The 12,304-nt window shown below is 66.4% G+C and carries 13 protein-coding genes; 12 read left to right on the top strand and 1 reads right to left on the bottom strand.

Annotated features, from left to right (window positions below; translation table 11 throughout):
- The 12 genes from Q8N19_RS16815 to lpxB form a co-directional block, all read left to right on the top strand.
- On the top strand, positions 1-216 hold a 216-nt coding region (locus tag Q8N19_RS16815; protein ID WP_305592703.1), incomplete at its 5' end, for a ribosome recycling factor.
- Between the two features lie 37 nt (positions 217-253).
- Positions 254-1,027 (top strand): polyprenyl diphosphate synthase, encoded by a 774-nt coding sequence (gene uppS, locus Q8N19_RS16810; RefSeq protein WP_305592701.1) that lies wholly within the window; start codon positions 254-256, stop codon positions 1,025-1,027.
- On the top strand, positions 1,005-1,823 hold the full coding sequence (locus Q8N19_RS16805; protein ID WP_305592698.1) for a phosphatidate cytidylyltransferase: 819 nt from the start codon (positions 1,005-1,007) through the stop codon (positions 1,821-1,823). The genes uppS and Q8N19_RS16805 overlap by 23 nt, the downstream gene beginning before the upstream one ends.
- A complete protein-coding gene (dxr, locus tag Q8N19_RS16800) occupies positions 1,820-3,031 on the top strand; it encodes a 1-deoxy-D-xylulose-5-phosphate reductoisomerase (RefSeq protein ID WP_305592696.1) in 1,212 nt (403 codons plus the stop codon). The genes Q8N19_RS16805 and dxr overlap by 4 nt, the downstream gene beginning before the upstream one ends.
- Positions 3,032-3,046: 15 nt before the next feature.
- Complete coding sequence (locus Q8N19_RS16795; RefSeq protein ID WP_305592694.1) at positions 3,047-4,264, top strand: RIP metalloprotease; 1,218 nt, start codon at positions 3,047-3,049, stop codon at positions 4,262-4,264.
- Positions 4,265-4,294: 30 nt separating this feature from the next.
- Complete coding sequence (gene bamA, locus Q8N19_RS16790) at positions 4,295-6,649, top strand: outer membrane protein assembly factor BamA (protein WP_305592692.1); 2,355 nt, start codon at positions 4,295-4,297, stop codon at positions 6,647-6,649.
- 4 nt (positions 6,650-6,653) lie between these two features.
- Complete coding sequence (locus Q8N19_RS16785) at positions 6,654-7,274, top strand: OmpH family outer membrane protein (RefSeq protein WP_305592690.1); 621 nt, start codon at positions 6,654-6,656, stop codon at positions 7,272-7,274.
- 44 nt (positions 7,275-7,318) lie between these two features.
- A complete protein-coding gene (gene lpxD / locus Q8N19_RS16780; RefSeq protein ID WP_305592688.1) occupies positions 7,319-8,341 on the top strand; it encodes a UDP-3-O-(3-hydroxymyristoyl)glucosamine N-acyltransferase in 1,023 nt (340 codons plus the stop codon).
- Positions 8,338-8,811, top strand: coding sequence for a 3-hydroxyacyl-ACP dehydratase FabZ (fabZ, locus tag Q8N19_RS16775; RefSeq protein ID WP_305592686.1), 474 nt, complete (start codon positions 8,338-8,340; stop codon positions 8,809-8,811). The genes lpxD and fabZ overlap by 4 nt, the downstream gene beginning before the upstream one ends.
- A complete protein-coding gene (lpxA, locus tag Q8N19_RS16770) occupies positions 8,808-9,605 on the top strand; it encodes an acyl-ACP--UDP-N-acetylglucosamine O-acyltransferase (RefSeq protein ID WP_305592684.1) in 798 nt (265 codons plus the stop codon). The genes fabZ and lpxA overlap by 4 nt, the downstream gene beginning before the upstream one ends.
- A 4-nt stretch (positions 9,606-9,609) precedes the next feature.
- Complete coding sequence (locus tag Q8N19_RS16765) at positions 9,610-10,449, top strand: LpxI family protein (protein ID WP_305592682.1); 840 nt, start codon at positions 9,610-9,612, stop codon at positions 10,447-10,449.
- Positions 10,446-11,618, top strand: coding sequence for a lipid-A-disaccharide synthase (gene lpxB, locus Q8N19_RS16760; RefSeq protein WP_305592680.1), 1,173 nt, complete (start codon positions 10,446-10,448; stop codon positions 11,616-11,618). The genes Q8N19_RS16765 and lpxB overlap by 4 nt, the downstream gene beginning before the upstream one ends.
- On the opposite strand, the gene Q8N19_RS16755 is transcribed toward lpxB, so the two are convergent.
- On the bottom strand, positions 11,615-12,304 hold a 690-nt coding region (locus tag Q8N19_RS16755), incomplete at its 5' end, for a citrate/2-methylcitrate synthase (protein WP_305592678.1). The genes lpxB and Q8N19_RS16755 overlap by 4 nt on opposite strands.

The following is a 12,304-nucleotide window of genomic DNA, read 5'->3' as shown; positions in this document are numbered from 1 at the left end:
AAGGTCGCGGGCAAATACGCCGAGCAGCAGAAGGTGGCCGTCCGGAACATCCGCCGCGACGCCAATGACGACCTGAAGCGCGCCGAGAAGGATGGCGTGATCAGCCAGGACGAGCAGAAGCGCATGGAGACCGAGGTGCAGAAGTTCACCGACGAGGCGGTCAAGCGCGTGGACGAAGCCTTGAAAGTCAAAGAACAAGAGATCATGCAGGTCTGATCGGCTAGCCTGTCGCCAAAGGACGCGCGAGAAACCCATGGCCCGCAGCCCAGAGCCGAATGCCGCCGGACCGGCCGCCGAATCACCGGCGGGCGAGGCTCTGCATGTGGCCCTCGTCATGGACGGCAACGGCCGTTGGGCCAAACGCCGAGGCCTGCCGCGCAGCCTCGGCCATCGTGCCGGCGTCGAGGCCCTGAAGCGCACGGTGGCCGCCGCGCCTGATCTGAACATCCGCTATCTGACGGTATTCGGGTTCTCCACCGAGAACTGGAGCCGCCCTGCCGCTGAAGTCGCCGAGCTGATGGCCCTGCCGCGGCGCTATTTCGAAAGCGATCTGGGGCGACTGGAGCGGGAAGGCGTCCGCGTCCGCGTCATTGGGCGACGGGCCGGGCTCAATCCCGATCTCATTCAGATTATCGAAGAAGCCGAGCGCCGCACCGCTGGCAATGACAGTTTCTTCCTGCAGGTCGCCTTCAATTATGGCGGCCAGGCCGATGTGACCGACGCTGCGCGACGTTTCGCCCAGGATGTCGCCGCTGGCCTGGCGCGGCCGGAGGACCTGGATGAGACCAGGTTCACCGCCTATCTCTCGACAGCCCCGACGCCGCCGCCGGACCTGATCGTCCGGCCATCCGGGGAGCAGCGGCTGTCCAACTTTCTCCTGTGGGAAGCGGCCTATTCCGAGCTGATCTTCCAGGATGTTTTGTGGCCCGACTACGGGCCGGAGCATCTGAAAGCCGCCATCGACGCCTTCCGCACCCGCGAGCGCCGCTATGGCGCCGTCGCCGATGACGCCCTTGCCGCCGGCTAAGCGCTTCGACTGGTCCAATCTCGCCATTCGTGCGGCCTCAGCCCTGGTGCTGGTGCCCGCCGCCGTGGGCGCGGTCTGGTGGGGCGGGCCGCCTTTCCTGCTGCTGATCGCTGTGGGCGTGGCGCTGTTGTCCATCGAGTGGGCCGGGATGTCGGCTCCCAAGGCGCCCTTGCGGGTGCTGAGCATCGTCTTGGTCTCGGTCCTGACCGGAGTCTTCCTCATCTATCTGCGCTATGTGCCGGTGGCCTGGGCCTTAATGGCCGTGGGGGCGGCGGCGGCGGCTCTGGTGGCCAGGCGTGTCGCCGAGCGGCCGGCCGACGCCGCCTTCGGCGTCGTCTATATCGGCGTCCCCTGTCTGGCCCTGGTTTGGCTCCGGGGCACCCCTGAGGGGGCGCTATGGGTGCTGATGCTGTTCGCCGTGACCTGGGCGGCCGATATTGCCGCCTTTCTGGTCGGCAGCCTGCTCAAGGGTCCCAAGCTCTGGCCAAGATTCTCCCCGAATAAGACCTGGTCGGGATTTGCCGGCGGTCTGGTAGCGTCCACCGCCACGGGAGCCCTGTGCTCGGCCCTATTCGGCGCGGCCATGGGCTCGGTGACCGGGGCGGTGATCGGTCTGACCGGGGGGCTCGCCACCATGGGCGGGGATCTCTGGGAGTCGATGCTGAAGCGCCGGTTCGGGGTCAAGGACTCCGGCGACCTGATCCCTGGGCATGGCGGCCTGCTTGATCGTGTCGACGGCCTTATGTTCGCCGTGCTGGTGCTGGCACTTGCCCGACTTGCGGAGCTTTTCACATGAACGCCCACGCCCTCCCGCGGAAGGTCACGGTCCTCGGCGCCACCGGCTCGGTCGGCATGTCGACCCTGGACCTGTTCGACCTGGCCAAGGTCGAGGTGGAGGTTGTTGGCCTGACCGGCGGCCGGAACGTGGCGCGGCTGGCCGAGCAAGCCCTGCGTTGGCGGCCGCAGATTGCGGTGATTGAGGATGAAGCCGGCCTGCCCGAACTGCGCGACCGACTCCAGGGCTCCGGTATCAAGGCCGCGGCCGGCGCCGGCGCCATCGCTGACGTCGCAGCCGCTGACGCCCAATGGGTGATGTCGGCCATCGTCGGCTTTGCGGGGCTCGCCCCCACACTCGCCGCGGCGAAGGCCGGCGCTGTGGTGGCCCTGGCCAACAAGGAAAGTCTGGTCTGCGGCGGGCCTGGGCTGCTGCGCACCGCCAAGCTGGCCGGCGGGGCCATCATCCCGGTGGACTCCGAGCATTCAGCCATATTCCAGGTGTTCGACTCCCGGGCCAACGCCCAGGTGGCGCGGGTTATCCTGACCTCGTCCGGCGGCCCGTTCCGCACCTGGACGCGGGCCCAGATGGCCCACGCCACGCCGGAACAGGCCGTCGCCCATCCGAACTTCAGCATGGGCGCCAAGATTTCGGTCGATTCCGCGTCCATGATGAACAAGGGGCTTGAGATCATCGAGGCCGCCTACCTGTTCGCCATGCCGCCGGAGCGCCTTGAGGTCTTGATCCACCATCAGCAGATCATCCACTCCATGGTCGAGTACGCCGATGGCTCGACCCTGGCCCAGCTGGGGCCGCCCGACATGCGGGCGCCCATCGCCTGCGCCTATGCCTGGCCTGACCGTCTGCCCTGGCCGGCGCCGCGCCTGGACCTCGTGAAGTCCGGCCCCCTGACCTTCGAGGAGCCGGACCTGGAGAAGTTTCCGGCCCTCGGTCTCGCCAAGTCTGCGCTTCGGGCTGGCGGGGCGGCGCCTGGCGCTCTCAATGCTGCCAATGAGGTGGCCGTCGCCGCCTTCCTTGACCGTAAGATCGGCTTTCTCGATATTGCCGCCACGGTGGCGGAGACCCTCGAGCGGCTTGATCGCACGGGGGACCTCGCCGGGGGCGCGAGTGGGGACGCTCTTGATTCAGCCCGGGAGACAGATGCCGCGGCCCGGCGCATCGCCACGGCCGTCACGGCCGGGTTTTCTGGCTCACGCCAGGCCCCTTAGGAGCAGTCCCACGCGATGATCGACTTCCTGCAGACGGCCCTGGGCTACATCATCCCCTTTCTGCTCGTGCTCACCGTCGTGGTGACCATCCACGAGTTGGGGCACTATTGGGCGGCCCGCGCCTGCGGCGTGGCCATCGATCAGTTCTCCATCGGCTTTGGCCGCAAGGTTTTCGGCTGGACCGACCGGCAGGGGGTCGAATGGCGGGTCGGGTGGATTCCGTTGGGGGGCTACGTCAAGTTTTCCGGCGATGAGAACGCCGCCAGCGTGCCCGATCACGAGAATCTGGAGGCGCTGCGCCGGCGTATCGACACCGAGCAGGGTTCCGGGGCCGCAGATCGCTATTTCCACTTCAAGCCCGTCGGGCAGCGAGCCTTCATCACTGCTGCTGGACCCGCAGCCAACTTTGTCCTGGCGATCGTGCTGTTCGCGGTGCTGCTGATGAGCGTCGGCGAGACGGTGATCCCGGCCAGGGTGGCGGCCGTCCAGCCCGATAGTCCGGCCGCCCGCGCCGGCTTCGTCGTGGACGATGTGGTGGTCCGGGCCAATGGCCAGGCGATCGACAACTTCTTCGACCTCCAACAGATCATCGCCGTGCGCTCCAACGCGCCGACCAGCTTCGTGGTCGATCGAGGCGGCCAGCTCGTTTCCCTGACCGCCACGCCTGAGCGGCGCGTGGTCTCCGACCGGATGGGCGGCGAGCAAAAGATTGGCGTGCTGGGCATTGCGAGCCCGGCGCAGGTCGGCGAGCGCACCGTCCGACGGTATGGTCCCCTCGAGGCGATGGCTGGCGGGGTGGAGCGCACCTGGCGGGTCTTGAGCACCACGGTCTACTACCTGGGCCGCGTGGTCACCGGCCGCGAGAGCGCCGATCAGCTCGGCGGACCCTTGCGGATCGCTCAGGCGTCAGGCCAGGTGGCCCAGTCGGGGGCTCAGGGGGCGCCGGATGCAGGCTCCATGCTCCTGGGCAGCGGCGTCGCTCTTCTGGGTCTGACGGCGGTGCTGTCGGTCGGTATCGGGTTCATGAACCTGCTGCCGGTGCCCATTCTCGACGGCGGCCATCTGGTCTTCTACGCCTACGAGGCGGTGGCGCGGCGCCCTCTTGCGGCCAAGGTTCAGGCGGCAGGATATCGCGTGGGCCTTGCGCTGCTGCTCGGATTGATGTTGTTCGCCACCTGGAACGATCTGCAGCAACTGCGCGTGTTCAAATTTCTCGGCGGTCTGATTTCCTAGGCTCGCCTTCCTCCCTTTACGGCTGATCAGATGCAAAGATCTCGCGCTCGTAGCGCTGCGCTCGCTTCCGGCTTCGCCCTGCTGCTCTCCTCCACCGCCCTGACGGCCCCGACCGTGGCCCTTGCCCAGGCGCAGGCTGAGGTGGTCCAGCGGATCGCGGTTCGCGGCAATGAGCGGATCGAGCAGGCGACCGTGCTGTCCTACCTGCCCATCCAGCCCGGCGACCGGGTCGACGCCGCTCAGCTCGACCTGGCGCTGAAGGCGCTCTACCGCACCGACCTGTTCGCTGATGTTCGAATCAGCGCCGTCGGCGGCGAGGTGATTGTCGAGGTGGTGGAGAACCCCATCATCAACCGCGTGATCTTTGAGGGGAACCGTGGCCTCAAGGAAGACAAGCTGCGGGACGAGGTCACCCTGCGGCCCCGGGGCATCTTCACCCGGGCGCGCATCCAGCAGGACGTGCAGCGGATTGTTGAGCTCTATCGCCGGTCTGGCCGGATCTCGGCCAATGTGACTCCGAAGATCGTCGAGCTGCCGCAGAAGCGGGTCGATGTGATCTTCGAGATCGATGAGGGCGCCAAGAGCGGCGTCCTGCGCACGAATTTCATCGGCAATGTCGAGTTCTCGGACAACGACCTGCGCGACGTGATCGTCACCGAGCAGAGCGCCTGGTACAAGTTCTTCACCAGCAACGCGAACTATGATCCCGATCGCCTTGAATTCGATAAGGAACAGTTGCGCAAACACTATCGCAACCGTGGCTTCTATGACTTCCGCGTCGTCTCGGCGATTGCTGAACTGGCTCCTGACAAGAACGGCTTCGTCGTCACCTACACGGTGGAGGAGGGGCCCGAGTACAAGTTCGGCAAGGTTCAGGTCGCCACCGAACTTGAGAAACTGAACAAGGAAACCCTGGTCCGCATCCTCCCGATCCGCGAAGGCGACATCTATCAGGACGAGCGGATCGAGCAGGCCACCGACACCCTGACCTTCGCCGCCGGGGCCGCCGGCTTCGCCTTCGTCGATGTCCGTCCGCGATATACGCCGAACCGGGACAGCAAGACGGTCGATGTGACCTTCCAGGTGAACGAAGGGCCTCGGGTCTATGTGGAACGCATCGACATCATCGGGAACACGCGGACCCTCGACTATGTGGTCCGGCGGGAGCTGAACCTCGCCGAGGGCGACGCTTATAACCGCGTTCTGGTGGATCGGTCGCGAAACCGGGTCCGAGCCCTGGGCTTCTTCAAGGACGTGAACATCGAGGAGGTCCCAGGTTCGGCGCCCGACCGCACCGGCCTTCAGGTGCAGGTCGAGGAGCAGCCTACCGGTGAACTGTCGTTCAGCGCCGGCTACAGCTCCGTGGACCAGCTGATCCTCGACCTCGGCGTCACCGAACGGAATTTCCGCGGCCGCGGCCAGAATGTGCGGGCCCGCGTTTCGGTGGGCTCCCTCCGGCAGCAGGTGGACTTCTCGTTCACCGAGCCGCGCTTCATGGGCCGCGACCTGGGCGCAGGGTTGGACCTCTATTCCTACCGCTATGATCTGACCGATTATTCGGCCTATCGCACCAACACCATTGGCGGCGGCGTACGGCTCGGCTTCCCGCTGACCCTCAATGCGCGGGCCTCTGCGCGCTACACCCTCCGCCGCGACGAGGTTGAGATCCCGGCCTCGTTCTGCGACCCCGCCGCTCCCGTCGTCTCCATCTCGCTGTGCCAGCAGAGGGGGTCTTACACGACCTCGCTGGTGGGTTATGGCGTGCGGCTTGATCGCCGGAATGATCCGATCAATCCGACCCGCGGCTTCTATACCGCGCTCAATCAGGATCTGGCCGGTGTCGGTGGCGATGTGAACTATCTGAAGACCGAGCTTGAAGGTGGAATCTATTACGGATTCTCGCCGAGCTTTATCCTCAGCGCCACCGGCTCCGCCGGTTATGTGGATGGCTGGAACGGCGACACTGTCCGGATCAATGAGCGGTTCTACAAGGGCGGCAACAGCTTCCGTGGCTTTGAGACCGCCGGCATCGGCGCGCGGGATCTGAACTCCACCCGCGGCGACGCGCTGGGCGGCAAGGCCTACGCCATCGGTTCATTGGAACTTACGGTCCCGACCTTCCTTCCTGAGCAGTACGGCGTGAAGGCGGCCGTTTTCTCTGACTTCGGCACCTTGGGTATGCTGGACGATGAGGATAAGCTGACGGTCGCAGGCGCTGTCGATCCGAACATCGTCGACGACCTGTCTCTCAGGGCCTCGGCCGGCGTCAGCATCTTCTGGCGCTCACCCATGGGTCCGATCCGCTTCGACTTCAGCCAAGTTTTGGCCAAAGAAGATTACGATAAGACCGAAACCTTCCGGTTCTCCACCTCAACTAGGTTCTGATTTCATGACCACCAAAACCCTCGCCGCCGGCCTCTCCGCCGCGGTGTTCGCGCTCGCGCTCGCCCCGGGCGCGCAGGCCCAGCAGGCGCCCGCCGCCCCGCAGGTCTCCCACGGCGCCGCTATCGCGGGGGTCTGTGTGATGTCGCTGGACGGCGCCATCGGCGGCTCCACCGTCGGTCAGTACGTCCAGACCCGCCTCCAGCAGATCGCCACCCAGGTGGAGGCCGAGCTGAAGGCCGAGGAGACGGCCATCACCAACGAGGCACAGGCCATCGAGACCGGCCGCGCCAGCCTGACCCAGGACGCTTTCGACAAGCGTCGCGCCGACCTCCAGGTCCGGGTCAGCGCCTTCCAGCGCAAGGCGACGCTTCGGGAGCGTGAACTCGCCGTGACCCAGCAGAAGGCCATCGCCCGCGTCGGGCAAGAGATGGAGCCCCTGATCCGCCAGGTCTATCAGCAGCGTCAGTGCGCCATGCTGGTGAACCGCGACGCCCTTCTGCTGTCCAACCCGCAGATGGACGTCACCGCCGCCGTGGTGACCGCGCTCAATGGCAAGATCACCCAGTTCGCTTTTGACCGTGAACGGCTGGACCAGCAGGCCGCAGGCGCCCAGACTAACCGCTAAGCCAGCGACTCGCCCAAGGGGCGCGGGTTGCGCCTGGAATCCAAATGCCTGACCCGCGCTTCTTCGAGGACCTCGGTCCTGTCACCTTATCCCGCCTCGCCGAGGTCACCGGCGCAGAGCCCGCTCCAGGCGTTGATGGCGCTCGGGAGGTCAACGCCGTAGCGGTGCTGGCCCGTGCGGCGCCTGGAACCGTGACCTTTCTGTCTGATCCGAAGCGGGCCGCGGAACTGGCTTCGATCCGGGCCGCAGCCTGTTTCGTCCATCCCCGGCAGGCGGGGGCGGTCAGCCCAGGGTGCGCCGCCCTTCTGACGTCGTCACCTCAGGCGGCCTACGCCCTGGCGGCCAACCTTCTTCATCGACCCCGCCGCAACAGCGTCGATGTGATGGTCTCGCCCCACGCGGTGCTCGAACCCGACGTCCGGGTTGAACCCGGCGCCATCATCGGCGATGGGGCCCAGATCGGCGCACGCACGATCATCGGGGCCGGCGCCGTCATTGGCCCAGGCGTGACCATCGGACGAGACTGCGAGATCGGCGCCCGCGCCACCCTGACCTTCGCCGTGGTAGGAGATCGGGTGAAGATCCTGGCCGGTGCGATGATCGGCGAGGCCGGCTTCGGGGCGACCGTGGGGCCTGGCGGGCTGATCGACATTCCGCAGCTTGGCCGGGTGATCCTGCAGGATGGCGTAACCGTGGGCGCGGGCGCCTGCGTCGACCGTGGCGCCTTCGAAGACACGGTCATCGGTGAGAACACCAAGATCGACAACATGGTGCAGATCGCCCACAACGTCCGCATCGGTCGTAACTGCGCAATCGCCGCCCAGACCGGAATTTCGGGCAGTGTGACCGTCGGCGATGGGGTGCAGTTCGGCGGCAGGGCCGGCGTGGCCGATCACCTGATCATAGGTGAGGGGGCCCGTGTCGCCGCCGCCGCCGGGGTGATGCGCGACATCCCCGCCGGGGAAACCTGGGGCGGCTTTCCGGCTCGTCCCCTCAAGAAATGGATGCGCGAGGTTGCGTGGCTGTCGAAGATGGCTGCGCGTCGCGGAAATGGAGCAGGCGCATGAGCCGCAAAGCGCCGGTGAACGAGAACCCCACCGAAATCGATATCACTGAGGTTCTGCGACGGATCCCACATCGCTATCCCTTCCTGCTGGTCGACCGCGCTGAGGACTACAAGCCCAGCGAGTCCATCGTCGGGATCAAGTGCGTGACCTTCAATGAGCCCTTCTTCGCCGGTCACTTCCCCGAATATCCGGTGATGCCGGGGGTTCTCATCGTCGAGGCCCTGGCCCAGACGGGCGCCGTGCTGATGTCAAAGTCTCTCGATGTGGACGTGGCGGGAAAGACCATCCTGTTCATCTCTCTCGACAATTGCCGGTTCCGACAGCCGGTGCGTCCGGGTGACGTGCTGCGCATGCCGGTGGAAGTGGTCAAGCACCGCGGCGACCTGTTCAAGTTCAAGGGGCGCGCCATGGTCGGCGACAAGGTTGCGGCCGAGGCCGAGTTCGCCGCCATGGTGGTGGCCACCCAATGAGCGTCGACATTCATCCCACCGCGATCGTCGCCTCCGGGGCCGAGCTGGCCGAAGGGGTCCGGATCGGGCCCTATTCGATCATTGGCGAGCACGTGAAGATCGGCGCCCGAACCGAGCTGCTCTCCCATGTGGTGGTCGAAGGGCATACGACCATCGGGGCCGACTGCACGGTTCGCAACTTCGCCAATCTGGGCGGCCCCCCGCACCACACCGGCTACAGGGGTGAGCCCACCGAACTGGTGATCGGTGACCGCAATCGGCTGTGGGAACATGTCACCATGCACATCGGCACCCCCGATGGCGGCGGTGTCACCCGGGTGGGCGACGACGGCATGTATATGGCCACTAGCCATGTGGGCCATGACTGTACGGTCGGAAACAACGTCGTTCTTGCGCACTCCGCCACCCTGGGCGGCCACGTAGACGTGGGCGACTTCGTCATGGTCAGCGGCCTGGCCGCGGTGCACCAGCACTGCCGGGTCGGACGCTACTCCTTCATCGGCGGGCTGGCGGCGGTGACCAAGGACGTCATCCCCTATGGTCTGGTCTGGGGCAACCACGCCCACCTTGAGGGGCTGAACCTGGTTGGGCTGAAGCGCCGCAACTTCTCCCGCGAGATGATCGCCGAACTCCGCTCGGCCTACCGGCTGCTCTTCGCCGAAGAAGGCACGTTCCAGGAGCGCATCGACGACGCCATGGCCACCTTCGGCCACAGCGCTCCGGTCATGGAGATCATCGACTTCATCCGCGCCGAGGCCAATCGGCCGCTCTGCCTGCCGGAGCGGGAGGTCTAGGATCTTGTCCAGGCTTGGCCTGATTGCGGGCGGCGGCGGACTTCCGGTGGAGATCGCCACGGCCTGCCAGCAGGCCGGCCGGCCGCTATTTGTCATCCGCCTCAAAGGTTTCGCCGGTCCAGAGTTGGCGGGCTTTCCCGGGGCCGATATCGGCATCGCCGAACTCGGCAAGTGCATCCGCGCGCTGAAGGCGGCGGGTTGCGAGGCGATCTGCTTCGCCGGACAGGTGAACCGGCCTGATTTCGCCGCGCTGCGCCCCGATGTCCGGGGCCTGAAGGCGCTTCCCGGGCTGATCGCCGCGGCGCGTCACGGGGATGATGGGCTGTTGCGCGCCTTGTTGCAGGAGTTCGAGAAGGAAGGGTTCCGCATCGAGGGCGCCGACGAGGCCATGGGCGATCTTCGTCTGCCTCTGGGGGTTCTCGGGCGGATCGCTCCGGACTCGCGGCATCAGGCTGACATTGTCCGGGCCCTCCATGTGGCCCGCGAACTCGGGCGCATGGATATCGGTCAGGGCGCCGTGGTCTGCGAGGGCCTGGTGCTCGCCGTTGAGGCCCAGGAGGGCACCGACGCCATGTTGCGCCGCGTCTCCGAGCTGCCCAGCGCGTTGCGTGGAAGCCCAGACGCCCTGCGGGGCGTGCTGGCCAAGGCCCCCAAGCCGATCCAGGAGACTCGCGTCGACCTGCCGACCATTGGCCTGGCCACAATCCAGAGGGCCGCGCGGGCAGGGCTGGCCGGCGTCGTGGGCGAGGCTGGACGTCTTCTCGTGCTGGATCGTAGCGCCCTGATCGAACTGGCCGATGATCTGGGTCTGTTCGTGCTAGGCGTCGAACCCGAGGCGTCATGACCCGGCCACTCTGCATCATGCTGGTCGCCGCCGAAGCCTCCGGCGATGACCGCGGGGCGGAGCTGATGGCCGCCCTCAAGCGTCGTCTGGGACCTGATGAGGTCAGGTTCGTGGGGCTCGGTGGCGTGGGGATGGCGGCAGAGGGCCTGACCAGCCCCTTCGACATGTCGGAACTGTCGATCCTTGGCCTGCTGGAGGGGCTCATGGCCTATCGGCGGGTTGTGCGGCGCGCCGACGAGATGGCCGCCCTGGCGCGGCGGGAACGGCCGGATGTCGCGATCCTGATCGACTCCTGGGGGTTCACCCTGAGGGTGGCGCAGCGGCTGAAGGCGCAGACGCCCGAACTGCCGGTCGTCAAGTATGTGGCGCCACAGGTCTGGGCCTCCCGTCCGGGACGGGCGGCCGTGCTGGCCAAGACGGTAGACCACCTCCTGTCGATTCACACCTTCGACGCGCCCTTCTTCGAAAAAGTCGGCCTGCCCACCACCTTTGTTGGCAACAGCACGCTCAGCCTTGATCTCAGCGCCGCTGATCCCGCCGGACTGCGCCGGCGGCTGGCGATCGGGCCGGACGCTCCCGTGCTGATCGTCCTGCCGGGCAGTCGGCGCAGCGAGATCGAACGGGTGATGCCTCCCTTCGAGGACGCCGTGGCCCTGCTCAAAGCCGCGCGCCCGGATCTGCAGGTCATTGTGCCTGCTGCAGCCACCGTGGCGGATGCGGTTCGGGCGAGGGTGGCCGGCTGGCCCCATCGCGCCCATGTGGTGGAGGGGGAGGCTGATCGCTACTCGGCGATGAAGGCTGCGACGGTCGCCCTGGCCTGTTCCGGGACGGTGACGACGGAACTCGCCCTGGCCGGCGTGCCCATGGTTGTGGGCTATCGCCTCGGACCGGTGACCTACGCCATTCTCAAGCAGATGATCCGGACGGAATTCGTGACGCTGTTCAACATCGCCGCCCAGCGCTTCGTGGCGCCCGAGCTGATCCAGTCTGATTGCAACGGTCCAACCCTTGCCCGCGAGGTCGCTCAGCGGCTGGATGATCCGGCGCTGCGCCAGGCGCAGGTCGCCGCTCAGAACGAGGCCCTGGACAAAATGGGGCGCGGCGGCCCCGATCCCTCGGAGGCCGCCGCGCTGGCCGTTCTCAAAATCCTGGGTCGAAGCGCGGTTTAGCCGCGCTTGTCGACCGAGGTGTAGTCCCGCTGAGGAGAGCCGGTATAGATCTGGCGCGGACGCCCGATCTTCTGCGACGGATCCTCGACCATTTCCTTCCACTGGGCGATCCAGCCGACGGTCCGCGCGAGGGCGAACAGCACGGTGAACATCTCCGGCGGGAAGCCGAGCGCCCGCAGGGTGATGCCCGAATAGAAGTCCACGTTCGGATAGAGCTTGCGCTCGACGAAGTAGGGGTCGCTGAGCGCGATCTTCTCGAGCTCCATGGCCACCTTCAGCAGCGGGTCGTCGGTGTTGCCGACCTCAGCCAGAACTTCATGGCAGGTGGCCTGCCTGACCTTGGCGCGGGGGTCGTAGTTCTTATAGACCCGGTGGCCAAAGCCCATCAGGCGGAACGGATCGTTCTTGTCCTTGGCACGGGCGATGAATTCGGGAATACGGTCCACCGTGCCGATTTCGCGGAGCATCTCCAGACAGGCCTGGTTCGCGCCGCCATGTGCCGGGCCCCAAAGACAGGCGATGCCGGCCGCGATGCAGGCAAAGGGGTTCGCGCCCGAGGACCCGGCCAGACGCACGGTCGAGGTTGAGGCGTTCTGCTCATGATCGGCGTGGAGCATCATGATGCGGTCCATCGCCTTTTCAAGGATCGGGTTGACCACATACTCCTCGCACGGCACGGCAAAGCA

Origin of the sequence: Phenylobacterium sp. (assembly GCF_030693405.1) — a bacterium.
Lineage (GTDB): Bacteria > Pseudomonadota > Alphaproteobacteria > Caulobacterales > Caulobacteraceae > Phenylobacterium.
This window is presented reverse-complemented; position numbering and strand designations above follow the sequence as displayed.

What these genes read in the sequence shown, in the direction of transcription:
- uppS (WP_305592701.1), top strand. Translation starts at nt 254, where the DNA reads ATGGCCCGCAGCCCAGAGCCGAATGCCGCCGGACCGGCCGCCGAATCA.
- Q8N19_RS16805 (WP_305592698.1), top strand. Translation starts at nt 1,005, where the DNA reads ATGACGCCCTTGCCGCCGGCTAAGCGCTTCGACTGGTCCAATCTCGCC.
- dxr (WP_305592696.1), top strand. Translation starts at nt 1,820, where the DNA reads ATGAACGCCCACGCCCTCCCGCGGAAGGTCACGGTCCTCGGCGCCACC.
- Q8N19_RS16795 (WP_305592694.1), top strand. Translation starts at nt 3,047, where the DNA reads ATGATCGACTTCCTGCAGACGGCCCTGGGCTACATCATCCCCTTTCTG.
- bamA (WP_305592692.1), top strand. Translation starts at nt 4,295, where the DNA reads ATGCAAAGATCTCGCGCTCGTAGCGCTGCGCTCGCTTCCGGCTTCGCC.
- Q8N19_RS16785 (WP_305592690.1), top strand. Translation starts at nt 6,654, where the DNA reads ATGACCACCAAAACCCTCGCCGCCGGCCTCTCCGCCGCGGTGTTCGCG.
- lpxD (WP_305592688.1), top strand. Translation starts at nt 7,319, where the DNA reads ATGCCTGACCCGCGCTTCTTCGAGGACCTCGGTCCTGTCACCTTATCC.
- fabZ (WP_305592686.1), top strand. Translation starts at nt 8,338, where the DNA reads ATGAGCCGCAAAGCGCCGGTGAACGAGAACCCCACCGAAATCGATATC.
- lpxA (WP_305592684.1), top strand. Translation starts at nt 8,808, where the DNA reads ATGAGCGTCGACATTCATCCCACCGCGATCGTCGCCTCCGGGGCCGAG.
- lpxB (WP_305592680.1), top strand. Translation starts at nt 10,446, where the DNA reads ATGACCCGGCCACTCTGCATCATGCTGGTCGCCGCCGAAGCCTCCGGC.